General features: G+C 61.3%; 16 protein-coding genes. 8 read left to right on the forward strand and 8 right to left on the reverse strand.

Translation table 11 applies throughout. The features are described from left to right. Positions 1 to 5 precede the first annotated feature (5 nt). The 6 genes from HMPREF1531_RS04260 (at position 6) to trxA (ending at position 7,795) form a co-directional block, all read left to right on the forward strand. Entirely contained in the window at positions 6 to 1,520 is a 1,515-nt protein-coding gene (locus HMPREF1531_RS04260; RefSeq protein WP_016668678.1) for an MFS transporter, read from the forward strand. A 9-nt stretch (positions 1,521 to 1,529) separates the two neighbouring features. Then, complete coding sequence (locus tag HMPREF1531_RS04265; protein ID WP_016668679.1) at positions 1,530 to 3,434, forward strand: DUF6049 family protein; 1,905 nt, start codon at positions 1,530 to 1,532, stop codon at positions 3,432 to 3,434. Between the two features lie 46 nt (positions 3,435 to 3,480). Continuing rightward, positions 3,481 to 5,331 (forward strand): protein kinase family protein, encoded by a 1,851-nt coding sequence (locus HMPREF1531_RS04270; protein ID WP_016668680.1) that lies wholly within the window; start codon positions 3,481 to 3,483, stop codon positions 5,329 to 5,331. Positions 5,332 to 5,341: 10 nt separating this feature from the next. Beyond that, positions 5,342 to 6,067 (forward strand): histidine phosphatase family protein, encoded by a 726-nt coding sequence (locus HMPREF1531_RS04275; RefSeq protein ID WP_016668681.1) that lies wholly within the window; start codon positions 5,342 to 5,344, stop codon positions 6,065 to 6,067. Positions 6,068 to 6,348: 281 nt separating this feature from the next. After that, on the forward strand, positions 6,349 to 7,383 hold the full coding sequence (gene trxB, locus HMPREF1531_RS04280) for a thioredoxin-disulfide reductase (protein WP_016668682.1): 1,035 nt from the start codon (positions 6,349 to 6,351) through the stop codon (positions 7,381 to 7,383). An 88-nt stretch (positions 7,384 to 7,471) separates the two neighbouring features. Further along, positions 7,472 to 7,795, forward strand: a complete 324-nt coding sequence (gene trxA / locus HMPREF1531_RS04285) for a thioredoxin (protein ID WP_016668683.1) — start codon at positions 7,472 to 7,474, stop codon at positions 7,793 to 7,795. A gap of 232 nt (positions 7,796 to 8,027) precedes the next feature. Here the strand turns inward: trxA and HMPREF1531_RS04290 are convergent, their stop codons facing one another. The 8 genes from HMPREF1531_RS04290 to rpmH form a co-directional block, all read right to left on the reverse strand. Next, complete coding sequence (locus tag HMPREF1531_RS04290; RefSeq protein WP_016668684.1) at positions 8,028 to 8,942, reverse strand: ParB/RepB/Spo0J family partition protein; 915 nt, start codon at positions 8,940 to 8,942, stop codon at positions 8,028 to 8,030. Then, complete coding sequence (locus tag HMPREF1531_RS04295) at positions 8,942 to 9,784, reverse strand: ParA family protein (RefSeq protein WP_016668685.1); 843 nt, start codon at positions 9,782 to 9,784, stop codon at positions 8,942 to 8,944. Before HMPREF1531_RS04295 ends, HMPREF1531_RS04290 begins: the two co-directional genes overlap by 1 nt. Positions 9,785 to 10,964: 1,180 nt before the next feature. Then, a complete protein-coding gene (gene rsmG / locus HMPREF1531_RS04300; protein ID WP_016668687.1) occupies positions 10,965 to 11,585 on the reverse strand; it encodes a 16S rRNA (guanine(527)-N(7))-methyltransferase RsmG in 621 nt (206 codons plus the stop codon). Positions 11,586 to 11,665: 80 nt separating this feature from the next. Beyond that, on the reverse strand, positions 11,666 to 12,181 hold the full coding sequence (locus HMPREF1531_RS04305; RefSeq protein ID WP_016668688.1) for a Jag family protein: 516 nt from the start codon (positions 12,179 to 12,181) through the stop codon (positions 11,666 to 11,668). 46 nt (positions 12,182 to 12,227) lie between these two features. Then, positions 12,228 to 13,316 (reverse strand): membrane protein insertase YidC, encoded by a 1,089-nt coding sequence (gene yidC, locus HMPREF1531_RS04310; protein ID WP_016668689.1) that lies wholly within the window; start codon positions 13,314 to 13,316, stop codon positions 12,228 to 12,230. After that, positions 13,316 to 13,645, reverse strand: a complete 330-nt coding sequence (yidD, locus tag HMPREF1531_RS04315; RefSeq protein WP_016668690.1) for a membrane protein insertion efficiency factor YidD — start codon at positions 13,643 to 13,645, stop codon at positions 13,316 to 13,318. The genes yidC and yidD overlap by 1 nt, the downstream gene beginning before the upstream one ends. Next, positions 13,642 to 13,980, reverse strand: a complete 339-nt coding sequence (gene rnpA / locus HMPREF1531_RS04320) for a ribonuclease P protein component (RefSeq protein ID WP_016668691.1) — start codon at positions 13,978 to 13,980, stop codon at positions 13,642 to 13,644. The genes yidD and rnpA overlap by 4 nt, the downstream gene beginning before the upstream one ends. A gap of 4 nt (positions 13,981 to 13,984) precedes the next feature. Further along, positions 13,985 to 14,122: a 50S ribosomal protein L34 gene (rpmH, locus tag HMPREF1531_RS04325; protein ID WP_016668692.1), complete on the reverse strand. Its 138-nt coding sequence runs from the start codon at positions 14,120 to 14,122 to the stop codon at positions 13,985 to 13,987. Between the two features lie 313 nt (positions 14,123 to 14,435). On the opposite strand from rpmH, the gene dnaA reads away from it, so the two are divergent. Further along, positions 14,436 to 15,908, forward strand: coding sequence for a chromosomal replication initiator protein DnaA (gene dnaA / locus HMPREF1531_RS04330; RefSeq protein WP_016668693.1), 1,473 nt, complete (start codon positions 14,436 to 14,438; stop codon positions 15,906 to 15,908). Between the two features lie 468 nt (positions 15,909 to 16,376). Further along, complete coding sequence (locus HMPREF1531_RS04335) at positions 16,377 to 17,267, forward strand: ABC transporter ATP-binding protein (RefSeq protein ID WP_016668694.1); 891 nt, start codon at positions 16,377 to 16,379, stop codon at positions 17,265 to 17,267.

Consider the following 17,267-nt stretch of genomic DNA (forward strand, 5'->3'; position numbering starts at 1 on the left):
GAGCGATGACTACCCAACCGGATTCTGGGTCCCTCATCCATGTGTACGGCAGCGACCGGGTGATCCACCGCGGGTTGATGCAGCTGGTTCTGATGTCCATCCTTGCCATGGCGATGATGGCGATCTCGGCGATCAACGTCGCCCTGCCCTCGATCGAATCCTCCCTGGGTGCAAGCAATTCCCAGGTGCAGTGGATGCTCGCCGGTTACGCCCTGGTCTACGGGATGGTGCTGGTTCCCGCAGGACGGGTGGGTGATGTACTGGGACGCTCGTCGGTGTTCATGGTGGGTCTGGCGGTGTTCGCCCTGGGTTCCCTGGGTTGTGCAGTGGCTCAGGACCCGATCTGGCTCAACGCCATGCGGATCGCCCAAGGGGTGGGGGCCGGTATCGCGTCCCCGCAGGTGAACGGGGCCATCGTCCAATACTTCAATGGCCTGGCACGGGCGAAGGCCTTCGCCATGTTCGGCCTTGTGGTGTCGGTGTCGGTCGCCGTCGCGCCGTCGATCACCGGAGTATTGATCAACTGGCTCGGTGCCGAGACCGGGTGGCGGGCCTCCTTCTTCTGGAATGTGCCGATCGGGGTAACGGCCCTGGTGGCCGGAATCCGCTGGCTGCCCTTCGAGACCGAACGGCACCGTCGCGCCCAGCGTGCCACAGGCACCCTGGCCTCCCACCGCATTGACCTTGATCCGCTGGGCATGGTGCTGCTCACCGGCAGCGTGCTGTGCACGATGATGCCTTTCATGATCAAGACCTTGGCTTCTTTCGGGTTGCTGTTGGTGGCCGGGGTACTGGGATTCACCTGGGTCCGCTGGGAACGGGCCCACAAGGCCCGTGGTGGGGAGCCGATGGTCGACCTGTCGTTGTTTGCTCACCGTTCCTTCACCAACGGGGTATTGGTCTCTGGGGTGCAGTTCCTGGGAGCAACCTCGATCTTCACCGTGCTCGCCCTGTACGTGCAAAGCGGATTGGGGGTCTCGGCGATCGTGTCCGGTCTGCTCGGGTTGCCGAATGCGGCCGCCAGCGCCTGGGCATCTTTGTGGGCCGGACACCGCGTGCTGAACAACGGGCGACGCATCGTCGCCTGGGCTTTCGTACCCCACCTAGCAGGCATCGCGGGAACGATGATGATTGCCCATTTCGTCGAGTCAGGTGACCTCGACGCCCTGTGGCTGGCCGTGCCCCTGGTGCTGTCTGGGATTGGGGTAGGAGCCATCAATTCGGCCAACCAGACCTTGGCCCTGTCCGACATTCCGGTGGAGATGGGTGGTACCTCCGGGGCAGTGAAACAAGTAGCCGAGCGCATGGGAACCGCCGTCGGCAATGCGATGATCAGCGGCACCCTGTTCGCTGGCACAGCAGCTGCCGGCTGGGCCCTTGGCTTCCAACTGGCCTTCGGGTTGATCGGTGTGGTGCTGCTCGTCGCGGCTGTGCTCGCGGTGCTGGACCTAAGGATGCTGGGTCCGGGAACGGCGACCAACACCTGGGTACCAGCCAGGAGCAATGACCTCGAACCATAGGATGTGCTGGTGCTCACGAGACCTCATCACCGATGCGGGGACCTGCCGGTCGTCGCGGTGCTGATGGCCGTCCTTGCGATGGTCACCACCTGGTTGATGCCCTTGTCGGCCTGCGCGGACCCCCCTAAGAACCAGATCCAGGTGGAGCTCGAGTCGGTAAACCCGGCGACGCTGGGGAATGAGGGGGACCTCGTACTCAGCGGCACGGTGACCAACACCACCGAAGAACCCCTCACCGACCTGGGAGTGCAGCTGTGGCGTGATGCTCGCCCGATCACCTCCCTGGATGTGCTGGCCGAGGCGATGGAAGCCAATGGCGGCAGCGGTGCGGTGATGCAGTCTGCGCCTGCTCACGACCACCTTGGCGACGGCAGCCTGGGGCCCGGACAGACCAAACAGTTCACCGTCCGAGCCGCGATGGGCTCCGACGCAGAGGAACAACTGTGGTTGTCGCAGCCGGGTGCCGCCTACCGGATCGGTGTCGAGGTACGCTCCATGTCGTCCTGGAACGATTCGTGGCTGGGCGCTGCGCGCACCGTCATCTCCCTCCCGGGCTCGGTCACCGCCCACGTGGCCCCCATCGTCCAGTTGAACGCCATCCCGTCGATGACCGAACCGACCACGCTGCGGCAAACCGCGCAGTTCGCCGACAACCGGCTGGCCATCGACCTGACGCAACGATTGATACCGCTGACCAACTACGCCCAGGCCAATGGACTGCAGGTCGTCGTGGACCCGCTGCTATTCGATGAGGCCACGGCCCTGGCCGCCTCTCACTTGGAGGGAGCCGATACCGCCCAGGCTTGGCTGGAGATAATCACTGCGATGCTCGCCCAGCAGCGACTGGTCCGAAGCCTGTATGGCTCCCCGGATATCGCCTCCCTGCTCGTCGCCGACGAGCAACTGGCCCAGCGCAGCGCGCAACTCCCCGAAGCACATCCGCTGGCCGGGGCCCAACTGTGGATCATCCCGGCTGGTGGGACGGTGACTCAAGCGATGCTGGATGCCTTCCCGCAGGCCTCCGTCGTGCTGGGATCGAATACCTCGGGTGTCAATGGCTCCACCCGGGTGCTGCGCACTTCATCGATCATTGATCCCCACACGCCAGAGGGCACCTGGACCTCGTTGGCCGCCGCAGAGCAGGTGGTAGCCGGGACCCAGGGCACGGCCATGGTGTCGGTTGTCACCACCCTCGCACAGCTCACCTGGTTGTCGTCCACCGCTTCGATCCGCACCTGGATCGAAGCCTCGGCCATCCAAACTGGCGAACCGGTGGACCTCGCACAACTCGCTGATGCCAGTCCCAATGGCACCCTGGCCGCCCGCACCCAGCAGACCCGCCAGCTGGTCACCACATGGTGCGCCATGGTCACCGACGAAACCTGCGTGGACTCACTGATCCCCGGGGCCTGGTCAACCCGCTGGTCCAGCCCAAACGACGCCTTGGCCTGGCTGGATGCCTTGGATGCGACGCCGTCAGCCGGGGTGGGTGCTGGAGGTATCGAATTGGCCACCAGCGATTGGGTGACCACCTCGGCAGAGGACAACCAGCTGCCGGTGACCATCACCAACCGAACCGCCCACCAAGTGCATCTGCTGGTCAAATTCACCTCGGCCAACCCGCTACGCATCGAGGTGCCGGATTCCGAGGTGATGACCATCAGCCCAGGGGAATCCGCCACGGTGCGGGTGAAACCACGCACCCAAGGCAACGGGACGGTCGCTTTCACCGCCCAGGCGCTCACTCCGTCGCGGATTCCAGTGGGGGATCCGGTCGATTTCTCAATCACCGGTACCAATGCCGGGCGGATCGGATGGATCATCATCATCGCCTCGGGTGCGGTGCTGCTGGGAGCCACCGCCCTGCGGGTGCGTCAAGTGCGGCACGAGAACCGCGACGCCGCAACGACCTGAACCATTGACTGGGCTGATCGGGCAGACTTGGAGAAACAGGAGGGGTATGGACAACAACGAGCCGACGACGTGGCACCAGAATGTGTCAACCGTGACCCCAGGCTTGCTCATCGGCGGGCGCTACCGGTTGGAGGCGAATCTCGGAGTCCACACCCAAGTGACCACCTGGCGGGGGACCGACCAGGATCTGTCACGCTCGGTACTCGTCCATCTGACCTCCGTTGACGATGAACGTTTCGGCTGGGTACTACAGGCCGCGCGACGAGCCGCCGGGGTGAGTGATCCCCGGTTCCTGCGGGTGCTCGACGCTGCCCAGGCCTCGGGCCAGAATCCGTGGAGTTACGTGGTATGCGAATACCCCGTCGGCGACTCTCTCGTCGACCTTCTTTCCCGGCAGCTGCTCACCTCGCGGCAAGCAGGTTTGTTGGTTGGCCAGGTGACCGATGCGTTGTGCGCCCAGCATGCCGACGGGAATTTCCACCAGTGCCTGGGCCCCGACCAGGTGGTGGTGACCGCCAACGGGAATGTGAAGATCTCCGGCTTTCTCATTGAGGCCGCAGCCAACGACCTGGCTCAGCGGGACTGGTCGGTCCAGCAGAAGGCTGACGTCGTGGGGCTGGCCTCGCTGCTGTATGCCGCTCTCACCGGCCACTGGCCGATTCCCCCCAGCCAGCCGCAGCGACCCTTCCGAGGCCTGCCACCCGCCCCGTTGCAGGGTCTGCCCCCCACCACCGAGCAGTTTTGGTGCCCACCCACCCAGCTGAACCCGCAGGCCGATCCGGGTCTGGCTAGCATCGCCCTGGCCGGGTTGCGCCCCAGCGTGGGACTGGTTGGGCCAAGCCTGCACTCGGCGGCAGAGCTGGCCGACGCGCTCACCTCGGTCGTCGGAGCGACCGGGGCAGAGGAGACCTTGGAAAGGATGATGGCCGGATCGGGGAGCTCAGTCTCGTCCCTAGCGAATACGCCGGATGTGGCGGCCTCGGATGCAGCCACCCAGGTGCTCGGTGTCGGCCAAGAACCAACCCAAACGCTTGCGACCGGCCCTGGCGAACCAACAACACCGAGCGCCACCGACCCGCAGGCCCCGACAATGGTCATGGCCCCAGCTGCCACGCAGACCCCATCCCAGGTTCCGGCTCATACGTCAGCCCCGAACGCCAATGGCCCCAGAACCGCGGTACTGCCCTCGGTGGATGACGAGGAATCTGGCACCGCCCACGACGATCTTTTCGCGGGCCAGTCACCAGAGCCCCCGCCGTGGCTTTCCCCGGCCAAACCACGAAATCCGGGTGCCCGGATCCGGATCGACGGGCTACCCCTTCGCCCGGTGGTGACAGGCATCGTGGCGCTCGCCGTGCTCGTGGCGTTGGTGCTGGGAGTCAAGTCCTGTGCCGGTGGCGGTGCAGAATCCCCCGGACAGTCCGAGACCCACGAGCAGGTGGCGGTGGCCCAGGCCTTCGTCTTGGACCCGGTAGCTGACGGCGGCGACATGTCGGAGAATATGTCGGACGCCCCGCTGGCCGTCGACGGTGATCCGGCGACAACCTGGGATACTTTGACCTACTACGGAAATCCCTCCTTTGGAGGACTCAAGCCCGGCGTGGGGCTGGTGCTCGACCTGGGGAAGCAGACCTCGGTTTCGCAGGTAAGCCTGCAACTGACCAACCAGCCGAACAAGGTACAGATCATGGTGCCTTCGGATCCCTCGACTCAGACGGCACCTACCGATTCGGTCACGTCGTGGTCGGTCGTCGCCAGCGACGACGCGATGGGGAGCAGCGGCGTCCTGACGACATCGACCACCACTCGGTTCATAATGGTGTACTTCACCCAACTGCCTTCCATCGGGAACGCCCAGTACAAATCGGGCATCGCCGAGGTAACTATCACCTCCTGAGGAGTCATCCATGAAGTTGCTGATCATTCGTCACGGGGAGTCGACCAACAACCTCCTCCATGCAACCACTGGTGGTTTCGAAGGACGCTCCCCCGACCCACTGCTCACCCCGCGCGGACAGCAGCAGGCGCAGAGCCTGGCTCAGGCGATGATTGATGGTGCTCAACCCGCTCCGACGGTGATCTACTGCTCGCTGATGAGTCGCGCGATCCAGACCGCAGCCCCGCTGGCCGACGCCCTAGACCTGCCGATCGTCGGCCACCCCGAGATCTACGAGGCTGGAGGACCCTACGAGGGCGACCCGGCCGATCCGGTGCCCCATCCAGGTGCTTCACGCAGTGAATTGCAGGCGCTCACCCCGCGCATCGTGTTGCCCACCGAGGCGGAGGAAAGCGGTTGGTACCACGGTCATGGGGAAGATGATCCAGCGCGGGCCGAGCGCGGCGCCATGGTGATCCGGCAGATGGTGGCCGCCCATGCCGGGCAGGATTGCATAGTGGGTCTCGTTTGCCACGAGTGGATCGCCCAGTACCTGATCCGGGCAGCCATCGGCTTCCACGCCGTCGGAGGGGTCGCCGAACCGTGGATGGGGATGAACAACACTGGGACGACCTTCATTGATATGGAACAACCCGTCCCGGTGACCGAGACCAGTCACAACGGCGCATCCCTGGAACGGGTTCTCACCTGGCACAACAACACCCGGCACCTACCCCTCGACCTGATCACCGGCTGAGTTGCCGGAATTCTGGCAGGCTTGCGGTGCCAGCTGGTATCTGCCTGGCACCGATCTCATCGTGCAGAAAGGCCCGCTGTCATGCGGACCTCTCAAGATTGAGAGCCTTGTCAGCTATTGGCGTCAACACTCGGGTGGGCTTCAGGTATGGAATTTATCTGTGGTGGTTGAATGTTGGGTGCAGGCTGCCGGTGATCCGGTCCGCGCCGCCGGAGGAATAGGCGTCGGCATCGGCGCGTTCGACCTGTCACGAGATCGTCGAACCTGTGAGAGGGGTTCTCATGTCCAGCAATCCGTTTGCCGTGCCGGGTCTTGACCTTGGTCTGGGCACCAGTACCCCGGTTTCCGAAGAATCCACCTTTTTGCACACCGATGACACCATCCATGAAGTGATCATCGTCGGCTCGGGGCCCGCTGGGTATACCGCCGCGGTGTACACCGCCCGGGGTGGCTTGGCGCCGCTGGTCTTTGAGGGCTCAATCGGCGCTGGTGGCGCCTTGATGAACACCACCGACGTAGAGAATTACCCCGGTTTTCCCGAAGGTGTACTCGGCCCGGACCTGATGGGTAAGATGCGCACCCAGGCGGAGCGGTTCGGCGCTCAACTCGTCGCCGACGATGTGACCGCAATGGATCTCATGGGGGAGATGAAGACCGTCACCGATTCCGCCGGGGTAATGCATCGCGCAAAGACGGTCATCTTGGCCATGGGGGCGGCCCATCGCAAGCTGGATATCCCAGCCGAGGAGAAATATTCGGGTCGTGGGGTTTCCTGGTGTGCCACCTGCGACGGATTCTTCTACCGGGGCAAGGACATCGCCGTGGTCGGCGGTGGCGACTCCGCAGCCGAGGAGGCCACCTTCCTCACCCGTTTCGCCAACTCGGTGACCCTTATCCATCGCCGCAACGAATTGCGTGCATCCAAGATCATGGTTTCCCGGGTACTTGAGGATCCGAAGATCACCGTTGCTTGGAATTCCCGGATCGTCGACATGAGCGGTGAACCGACCCTGCAGTCGCTGACCCTTGAGGATACGGTGACCGGGCAGACCCGCGAGATTGAGGTTGCCGGGCTCTTTGAGGCCATTGGCCTGGTGCCACGTTCTGAGCTGGTCGCCGGTCAGGTCGAGCTCTCCGAGGGCGGGTATGTGAAGGTCGACGGGTCCTCCACTCGCACCAGCCTTCCTGGAGTCTTTGCCTGCGGCGATCTTGTCGACGACGTCTACCAGCAGGCAATCACGGCTGCCGGCACTGGATGCCGGGCTGCCTTGGACGCCGAGCGCCATCTAGCAAACCTCACCCGGGATCCTTCCTGACAAACTGATCTGATTTTCAACCAAATCGTCGGTTTATTTCACCGACCCTGACAGCGGTCGTGCTGTCGTACACTTGAGAGGAACTCACATGGCAGTTATCGAGATCACCGACCAGTCCTTCGAGGAAGAGGTCCGCAAATCCACGAAACCGGTCCTGGTCGACTACTGGGCTGATTGGTGCTCGCCCTGCAAGCAGCTCTCCCCGATCATCGACGAGCTTGCAGAAACCTACGGCGACCGCATGGTCTTTGCCAAGCTCGACACCAATGCGAACCCCGATATCCCGATGCAGCAGGGCGTGATGGCCTTGCCGACTCTCCAGTTCTATGTGAATGGGGAGGTTGTGCAGCAGTTCCAGGGCGGCAAGACGAAAGCCGCGCTGATCAGGGCCATCGAGTCGATCATTGACTGATTGATTTATCGACAAAGCTCCTTGCCTGCAAATCTCCAAAATGGAGGGCTGAGGCAAGGAGCCTTGTCATTCCATGGTTGATCGCCTCCGGATCCGGGGATCGGAGCCGCGTCGGTTTCTCCTGTCCAAGGAGAAGCATGCCGAGGTCCGGGGACTTCGGCCCGGGTCGTCGTCCACGCCGCCAAGGATCATCGTCCGCCTCGGGATGACCTCCACCAGTCGGGTCCAGCACTCAGCGCTCCAGCAGTTCCATGATCCGGTCCAGATCATCGGCGTCGGCAAACTCGATGGTGACCTTCCCCTTCCGGGCACCCACCTGAATCTGTACCTTCGTATCGAGCCGATGGGCCAGCCGGTCGGCATGAGCGGTTGCGTAGGCAGGGACCTCTTTTGCCTGGCGACGCCTGGCCGGGCTGGGCCAGCCGGTCAGCTGGGTCAGCGAGGCTTCCTCCTCGGCACCACGAACCGACAGCCCCTCAGCGACGATTCGCTGGGCCAGGCGCTCCTGGGCGGCAGGATCATCAAGTTTGAGAATCGCCCTGGCATGGCCAGCCGAGAGCACACCAGCGGCTACCCGGCGCTGCACCGGACCGGGCAGGGTGAGTAGGCGCATGGTGTTCGAGATGTGCGGACGTGATCTTTTGATCCGCTGGGAGAGCTCCTCTTGGGAGCAATCGAAATCATCCAACAGCTGCCGGTAAGCGGCCGCTTCTTCAAGAGGATTCAGTTGTGCCCGGTGCAGGTTCTCCAGCAGCGCGTCGCGCAGCATATCGGCGTCGTCGGTCTTGCGCACGATGGCCGGAATGACCGCCAATCCGGCGATCTTGTGAGCGCGCAGTCTGCGCTCCCCCATGATGAGTTCATACCCACCAGAGCGTTCCCTGACGACGACCGGCTGCAGCAGGCCGACCTCCTTGACCGAGGCGACAAGTTCATCAAGCTCGGCCTCATCGAAGACCTGCCGCGGCTGATGCGGATTGGGAACCACCTTGTCAACCGGGATTTCAGCGTAGTAGGAACCGTCCGGCGCCTGGTCACGCCGGGGCTCATCATTGGCTTCCTCTACGACTTCCTCCGCACGCGGTTCGGTGCTCTGCAGGAGTGCACCGAGACCTCGTCCAAGACCTCCGGGCTTCGTCTTGGCCATCAGTCCTCCTTCTGGTTGATTTCTGCTCCGCGTTCTGCAATTTCTCGCGCGGCCTTCACATAGGACTTAGCACCCACCGATTCCGGGTCGTAGGTGAGAATCGTCTGCCCGTAGCTGGGCGCCTCACTCACCCGGACCGACCGTGGGATCATCGTCCGAAGGGTCTGCTCCGGGAAATGCTTGCGAACTTCCTCCCCCACCTGACTGGAAAGCTTCGTCCTAGCATCGAACATCGTCAACAGAACCGTGCCAAGCACCAGTTCCTGATTGAGATCTTCCTGGACCGCGTTGATCGTTCGCATCAACTGAGTCACACCTTCGAGCGCGTAGTACTCAGTCTGAATCGGCACCATGACCTCCGTCGCCGCAACGAAAGCGTTGAGCGTCAGCAGCCCCAATGATGGCGGACAATCGAATATCACGTAGTCAACGTAGTATTTTGATTGGAATCTTTTGAGTGCTTTCTTCAGTTTCTGTTCCCTCGCCACAAGCGGAACCAGCTCAATCTCCGCGGCAGCGAGATCGATTGTCGCCGGAACCACCACAAGGTTCTTGGATTCTGGCGAGTTGGAGGCGACATCTTCGATTGGTTTGTCCTGCAACAGCACTTCGTAGGTACCGGGAGTTCCCGAGACGTGATCCACACCGAGAGCCGTGGACGCATTCCCCTGGGGATCGAGATCCATCAGGAGAACCTTGAGCCCGCTTTTTGCCAACGCGGCGGCGACGTTCACTGCCGTTGTCGTTTTCCCCACGCCACCTTTCTGGTTGGCGATGACGATTGTCCTCGGTGTGGCCGGGCGAGGGAATGTTTCACGTGAAACGGTCGTCGTGTCAGTCACGAGGTATGCCTCCTTCAACGCATCGACTCAAAAAGAATAACCTACCGATCTGACAGCTTTCTCTCACGCGTGCTACAACCATCTCGTTTCACGTGAAACGGACCAGAACTTGTCGGCAGAACCGCTTGTGAAAGCCTCTCCCCATGTTCACCAGTCATAAAGCACACTGAAAAGTGACCTCAAGGTGAGCATGACAGTTGACACACTCATCATCCGACAGAAGAGCACAACACCGTCAGAACACTCCGGAATTCCTCACCCCATTCACCAAAGCACGTACCTCCCCTGAGGACCAACAGTCGACCAGAACGCAAGACTGACCGTCCTCTGACCCACGTCCTCTGACTAGACCTCGTGTGACTGGACCTCGTGATCACTTCATCGCAACATGTTTGCCTCACATCACAGCAAGACCGAGCACGCCCGCAGCTCATCTTCGTGGCTGCCACCGGCACATTGAACAACCAAAATGTCCCTTAGCAATACCGACGCCGAGATCATCTGAAATGCGCCGGATTGGTGATGCCACACGACCCCAAATCAAAGCAAAGACACGCGCACCTAAGATAGTCATCTATGTACGGTGCAACTCGGCCAGTCGCAGGCTTCAGCACAAACCCACTGACGATCATGATGAGTGAGTCCTCCTCGGTACAGGCAGCCTGCCACGGCTGGATCGTTCTCGCCTGACACCGGGAACAAAAGACCCCACGTCGTTGAGCACCGCCTATCACGGCATTCTGCCAAAGGTCCACGATTTCCCGAGAACGGTATCAAACCAATCCCACTGCGATCAGCCGTCCGCAAGAATCGGGCTCGCCAGCGAAAGCCGGGGTGGTAAAGGTTCCGGTGAACCTCTCCCGCGGACGATCGGCATCATGCGCCCTCGACACCGCATGGCGGAAGCAAACCATCCGTCTCGGCTCCCACAATCCAGCAGCATGGCACGGACCAACGATATGGCCGACACAACCACAGATCTGCATGGCTGCCTGACACTCCCTAACAGACAAGTCTTGCGGCCTGACCAGGGGAAATGCACCACACAATGCTATACAAATTTCAATCACTTTGTCAGGAAGGCTTCTCCCGAGACATGTGCTGGTTAGGGGAAAATGGTCATGAAAGGTCCTCGCCACTCATCAATTTTCCCTATCACTTCATCCAGGTCCTCGGCACATCACCTGGCTCGCCGGATAGTCACCACATGGGTGACCTCGGCCCCGGGTACCCTGATGTCGGTCAGTTCGGCTGTCAGTCGATGGCGGGCCAGAAACCGTTTAGCATCCACAATTTCCTGGGAAGCGCTTTCCCCTTTGAGTGCGTGCATCACCCCAGACGCACCAAACAATCCAGTGGTCCAGCCAAGAAGTTTGCCAAGGCCCGCCACCGCCCGGCAGGTGACGACATCAAAACATTCGGTACACTTCTCCGCTCTCCCCCGCAGCACCCGCACTCGGTCATCAATACCCAACTCACCCACCACCCCGGTCAGGAAAATCGACCGGCGCAACATTGGCTCTAAAAGAGTTACCTCCAGATCGGGACGGGCCAGCGCGAGTGGTATTCCCGGTAGCCCGGCACCCGAACCGACGTCGACCACGCTGACTCCACCATCAGGTAACCCAGCCACCGCAGCGCTGTTCAGAATGTGCCGCGACCAGAGCCGACCAGCCTCCCGGGGGCCGATCAGCCCCCACTCAATGCCGCGCGTTGCCAAGATCTCGTGGTAAGCCACTGCAAGATCGGCAGAAGATCCAAAAACATCATCAACGGCATCAGGAACCGGTGACTGGTTCATCGCACCTCCCTATGGAAAATCGGCCAAAGCAACGGAAAGGCCCCACCAGGTCGCTGACTGGTGGGGCCTTTGCGGCACATTCAGGGTTTCGAAATCACCACGCGACGGTTCGGGTTCTGCCCCTCGGACTCGGAATGAAGCCCTGCGGCAGCCACAACATCGTGCACGACCTTGCGTTCGAAAGGGTTCATCGGAGCCAGGCGTACCGGCTCCCCGGTCTCTTTCACCTCGACGATGGCCTCGGTAGCCAGCCCCTGCAGCTCGACGCGGCGACGCTCGCGGTAACCCGCTATGTCGAGCATCAGCAGTGAACGGTTACCGATCTCGTTCTGGACGGCGAGCCGGGTGAGTTCCTGAAGAGCTTCGAGCACCTCACCACCCTTGCCCACCAGCTGATCCGAGTCGGTCTCAATGGACACGTGAGCTCGCCCACCTTCGGTGAAGATGTCCACATCACCATCAAGATCAGCGATGTCGAGTAGGGCTTCCAGGTAGTCGGCCGCGACATCACCCTCAACATCGAGGGGATCGTCAGAGGCGAGGTCGGTATCGTCAAGGATCTCGGTGTCTTCGACAGTTTCGGACTTCTCGTCCATGGTGATCTCCTAGGTATCGGATTGGGACGCCAATGCGTCCGAAAACTCATTTCTTCTTGCGTTGTGCTCGACTCTGCCGGGTGACCTGCTGACGCTGGATCACCTGCTTACCCGAATCACCGCGCACCGTCGAGCGGTTGGTGCCCTGCCGGGTCACGGTGGTGGATCCTTGAGCCCCCTGTGCCTGACGCATCGCAACGCCAAGCAGCCCTCCGTTGCCCTTCTTCTTGGAGCGGGCCTTCTCGACACGAGCCCGTTCGATGGCCTTCGGATCCTTACCCTTGGCCTCCATGCGCTCGGTCCACTCAATGTGTGCCGGAGTTCCGGGGGTGGGATAGTTGCGAATGATGACCCACTGCTGTCCCATGGTCCAAATGTTGGTGATCACCCAGTAGACCAGTACGCCGATCGGGATGTTCGGGCCGATGAAGACGTACATCGCCGGCATCATGTACAGCATCATCTTCTGCTGCTGACCCATCGGGCCCTCGAAGGCGGCCGGTGGCATGTTGCGACGCATCATGTGCAGCTGCTGGAAGAACAACACTCCGACCATGATGATGATCAGCACCAATGCCAAGATCTGAGTCGCCCCGAAACCATTTAGCGGAAGGAAGGTCCCCGACAGCTTCGCACCGAACAAGGTGGCATTCGACAACGAGTCGACGAGCGAGGTGTCTTTCTGGAACCAATGGCCAATGGCGTTGCCCTGGGCGGCCCCGTAAAGCACCCGGTACAGACCCCAGAAGATCGGAAGTTGCAGCAGCAGCGGCAGACACGAGGCGGCCGGATTGACACCCTCCTCGTTGTAGAGCTTCATCGTCTCTTGGCCGAGCCGCTCACGGTCGGAGCCGTATTTGTCCTGGAGTTCCTTGATCTTTGGCTGCAGGGCCTGCATGGCCCGCGACGAGTTCAGCTGCCTGGCGTACAACGGCATGAGCACCAAGCGGATAACTACCGTCAGAAAGGCGATTGACAAGGCCCACGTGATCCCTGAATCCGGACCGAAGAGCGGGGCGAACATCTTGTGAGCCAGCACGATGATGCCGGACACGGCCCAGTACAGCGGCTCCATAACGGCGCCGAAGAAGCGCCCGAGGGATTCAAATAAGTTGATCAGCGCCAGCGTGCTCATCAATCAGCAACCTCACGATTCATGTCGACCCCCACCAGCCGGGGATCATGGGGAAGAACATGGTGGTCTGTAACGGTGAAACGCTCCGGATGTCCAGCCATCTCTCGGGCAAAGTCCGAACCGGGAACCGGGTCGAACCCACCGGCAGCCCAGGGATGGCACCGCACAATGCGGCGAATGATCATCCAGGAGCCCCTGAGAGCACCGTGGATGCGTAAGGCCTCCAGCCCATAGGCCGAGCACGACGGGTAGTACTTGCATACATCTCCGTAGAGCGGGGAAACGAACCGCCGCCAGCCTCGAACGAACCAAATGAGCGGGTACCTCACGAACCCACCCCCAGTTTACGCAGACCAGCTGCCCACGCATCCCCGAAATCCCCGGCTAGTCGCTCAGGGTGGGTAGCTGCGCAGGGAAGGGCCCGCACGACGATATCAACCCCATCGACCGGGAGCTGCTCAATCACCAAGTGGCGCATCCGGCGCTTGACCCGGTTGCGAGTCACTGCATTGCCGACCTTCTTGGACACGACAAAACCGACCTTGGTACTGGTGGAGCATCGGCGGGCATGGACGACGACGGTGGGCCGTCCTGCCCGGACACCTTCTTTTACGGTCCTCACGAAATCACCCGAGGACCGCATCCGGTACCGGGCCGGAAGCATCGGCTCAGGCGGAAAGTTCCGAGCGGCCCTTGCGCCGACGTGCGTTGAGGATGGCGCGTCCGGCGCGGGTGCTCATGCGAGCCCGGAAGCCGTGGGTGCGGGCACGCCGACGGTTGCTCGGCTGGTAGGTGCGCTTGCTCATGGGAAGTCTCCGTCGAGTCGGTGTGTGTCCCGGTTGGAACAGCTTTGGCGTACCCGGTGAGTCGGATGATGACATCCGCGCAGGCACACGAACACCATCAACGTCCTCAGGGCATTGACTCAGGAATGCTACGCCAGATGGGCCCTAACGGCAAAAGTGCACGGTCCACCCTCGGATCGTGGATTGTCCAGTCGACACGCCGAACCGATGTGCTACATGTGCCATTCCGAGTTGAATCAATCTCAGCCTATCGGTAGGTTAACGAAACTGCCGACGAGTTCTCCACAGGTAAACGGGGGCGTGTCCACATCAGATGCAACCTGTGGAAATCCGTTGGTTACCGGGTCGTCCCGTCGCCCATGGCGTGCCGACCAGCATACAGACGGTTCAGGAAGTGGGTGCTCGGGTGTCTGCCACTGATGACGACGTGCTGGCGAAGGCATGGGCGAAAGCCCTCGCGCAGTTCCCGACCTCAACCAGGGCACTGGTCAAGCACGTCACCCCCTCCATGGTCAACGAATCCCTGGTTCTCATCCCGGTCGCCAACGACTTTGCCCGCAACCGTCTGGAGACCGAACAACGAACGATGATCGAGGATCTGCTGTGGGATACCTTCTCCCGCCAGGTGCAGATCGCGGTCACCGTCGAACCTGACCAGGAACTCGACCTTCTGCCCCCCGAGCCCCCCGCGGTTGAGGAGGTACCGGTCACTGGACCGACCGGTTCACCGGGTGAAGCGCGCACCAAACCCACTGCCGATTCCGGCTCGCCGTTGCATCCGCGCTATACCTTCGACAACTTCGTCGTGGGAGAGTCGAACCGGATGGCCCACGCCGCTGCCACTCGCGTCGCCGAAGAGCCCGGCACGAACTACAACCCATTGATGATCTATGGGCCTTCCGGACTGGGCAAAACCCACCTGCTGCACGCCATTGGACACTTCGTACGGGAGTTCCAGCCCGACCTCGTCGTGCGCTACGTCTCCACCGAAGAGATGACCAATGAGTTCATCAATGCGATCCAGCAAGGCACGATGGCTGCTTTCCGGCGTGCTTACCGCGACGTTGATGTATTGCTGATCGACGACATCCAGATCTTGGAGGGTAAAGACCAGACCCAGGAGGAGTTCTTCCACACGTTCAACACCCTCTACAACGCACAGAAACAGATCGTGATGACCTCCGATCGGGCACCCAAGGATTTGAAGACCCTCGACGATCGCCTGCGTAGTCGCTTCGAGTGGGGCCTGACCACCGACATGCAGTTACCCTCAGTGGAAACCCGTCTGGTGATCTTGCGTCGCAAGGTTGCCTCGGACAATCTGCAAGTTCCCGACGACGTGCTGGAGTTCATCGCCGCCACCATCAACACCAACATCCGGGAGCTGGAGGGAGCGTTACTCAATGTGAGCGCCCATGCCTCGCTGGACGGGCGCCCGGTCAACATGGATGTGGCCCGGGCGGTGATGGCCGACGTCATCTCCACGACGAAGACCACTCAGGTGAGCCCCGAGCAGATCATCGCCGCCACCGCCGAGTATTTTGGTATCACGGTCGAGGAGTTGACCGGTACTTCCCGCGTCAAAGCGATCATTATCCCTCGTCAGATAGCGATGTATCTATGTCGCCAGCTGACAGACAGGTCACTGCCGGCGATCTCGAAGCCATTCAACAAGGATCACACCACGGTGATGCACAATGTCGACAAGGTCGCCAAACTCATCGCCGAGGACCGTTCGGTCTACTCCCAAGTGAACGAACTCACCAACCGGATCACCACCGCCTGATCCGTATCTGCTTGCGGCCAACAGGTTTCGTGACTGGAGCGAGCCAACCAATCTGGCAACTCATGCCCTGGATCACCGATTCGTCCCGGTACCTCAAGAATGCGCCGTCTGTGAGCACTATGACCACCCGTTCACGAGCCCTCTTCATTGCGCAACCCCTGTGGACAACTCTCCTGTGCGGTGTACAACCCTGTGCTCAGGGTTGGGGATATCACGGCACGGGCCAGCCTCTGACAGTGCCTGTCCACACAACCCACCGAGGCATCCACCAAGGATCAACAACTCATACACATGGCTCGTTCTGGTACCACAAGCCTTGATGGAGGCAATCCACAGATTCCACAACGCCTATCACCACTACGAGATCTACATACATCGTCATAGACCTCACAAGTAACCATGGTGGAAAGAACCTTTTCGTAGTGAGCCAACGTCTGCCTATGGTTGGGGGCACTGAAGGGAGATTCCATGGAACCGCTCGCAGCACGTGCCGAAAAACTGGTCAAGATCTATGGCCGGGGTGATGCTCAGGTGGTCGCCCTCGCCGAGGTCGACATCGGCTTCGTATCAGGTGCCTTCACTGCGGTCATGGGACCGTCGGGATCGGGTAAGTCGACGCTGATGCACTGCATCGCCGGATTGGATAAGCCGAGTTCGGGGCGGGTGTTCATCGACGATACGGAGATCGGATCACTCAACGATAAGAAGCTCACTGCGTTGCGTCGCGACCGGATCGGTTTCATCTTCCAGTCCTTCAACCTGGTCCCCACCCTCACGGCCAAGGAGAACATCCTGCTTCCCCTAGCCATCGCGGGCCACAAAGCCGACAACGCTTGGTTCGAGCAAGTGGTCTCCACCGTAGGGCTTGGTGACCGGCTCAAGCACAAGCCTAATCAACTCTCCGGCGGTCAACAGCAGCGAGTCGCCTGTGCCAGGGCACTGTTGTCACGACCCAGCATCATCTTCGCCGACGAACCCACCGGGAATCTCGATTCGGGCTCCTCGGCGGAGGTACTGGCCTTCCTGCGACGCAGCGTTGAGGAATTGGGCCAGACCATCGTCATGGTCACCCATGATGCTTTCGCTGCCTCTCACGCCAATCGTGCGGTCTTTTTGGCCGATGGCCGCATCGTCGATGATATGGCGGATCCGACCCGTGAGACTGTACTGCAGCGCATGGGAAAGATGGATCGGCCGATGATCCGGCCTTCCGGGCCACGAGGTTTTTCCCACTTCGGCCAGGACTCGACTCCTACTAGCCCGCCACCCCCTCCACCAGCCACCGAAACGGTGCAGATGGGATCAGCAGAACCCCTGGGCAGTTTCCCCTCGCATGCTCGCAGGGCTGCTGAGGACTGA

Origin of the sequence: Propionibacterium sp. oral taxon 192 str. F0372, assembly GCF_000413315.1 — a bacterium.
In the GTDB taxonomy this organism is placed as follows: domain Bacteria; phylum Actinomycetota; class Actinomycetes; order Propionibacteriales; family Propionibacteriaceae; genus Brooklawnia.

Coding starts and splice junctions, on each gene's coding strand:
- HMPREF1531_RS04260 (WP_016668678.1), top strand. CDS start 6: ATGACTACCCAACCGGATTCTGGGTCCCTCATCCATGTGTACGGCAGC.
- HMPREF1531_RS04270 (WP_016668680.1), top strand. CDS start 3,481: ATGGACAACAACGAGCCGACGACGTGGCACCAGAATGTGTCAACCGTG.
- HMPREF1531_RS04275 (WP_016668681.1), top strand. CDS start 5,342: ATGAAGTTGCTGATCATTCGTCACGGGGAGTCGACCAACAACCTCCTC.
- trxB (WP_016668682.1), top strand. CDS start 6,349: ATGTCCAGCAATCCGTTTGCCGTGCCGGGTCTTGACCTTGGTCTGGGC.
- trxA (WP_016668683.1), top strand. CDS start 7,472: ATGGCAGTTATCGAGATCACCGACCAGTCCTTCGAGGAAGAGGTCCGC.
- HMPREF1531_RS04290 (WP_016668684.1), bottom strand. CDS start 8,942: ATGGCCAAGACGAAGCCCGGAGGTCTTGGACGAGGTCTCGGTGCACTC.
- rsmG (WP_016668687.1), bottom strand. CDS start 11,585: ATGAACCAGTCACCGGTTCCTGATGCCGTTGATGATGTTTTTGGATCT.
- HMPREF1531_RS04305 (WP_016668688.1), bottom strand. CDS start 12,181: ATGGACGAGAAGTCCGAAACTGTCGAAGACACCGAGATCCTTGACGAT.
- yidC (WP_016668689.1), bottom strand. CDS start 13,316: ATGAGCACGCTGGCGCTGATCAACTTATTTGAATCCCTCGGGCGCTTC.
- rnpA (WP_016668691.1), bottom strand. CDS start 13,980: ATGCTTCCGGCCCGGTACCGGATGCGGTCCTCGGGTGATTTCGTGAGG.
- rpmH (WP_016668692.1), bottom strand. CDS start 14,122: ATGAGCAAGCGCACCTACCAGCCGAGCAACCGTCGGCGTGCCCGCACC.
- dnaA (WP_016668693.1), top strand. CDS start 14,436: ATGCAACCTGTGGAAATCCGTTGGTTACCGGGTCGTCCCGTCGCCCAT.
- HMPREF1531_RS04335 (WP_016668694.1), top strand. CDS start 16,377: ATGGAACCGCTCGCAGCACGTGCCGAAAAACTGGTCAAGATCTATGGC.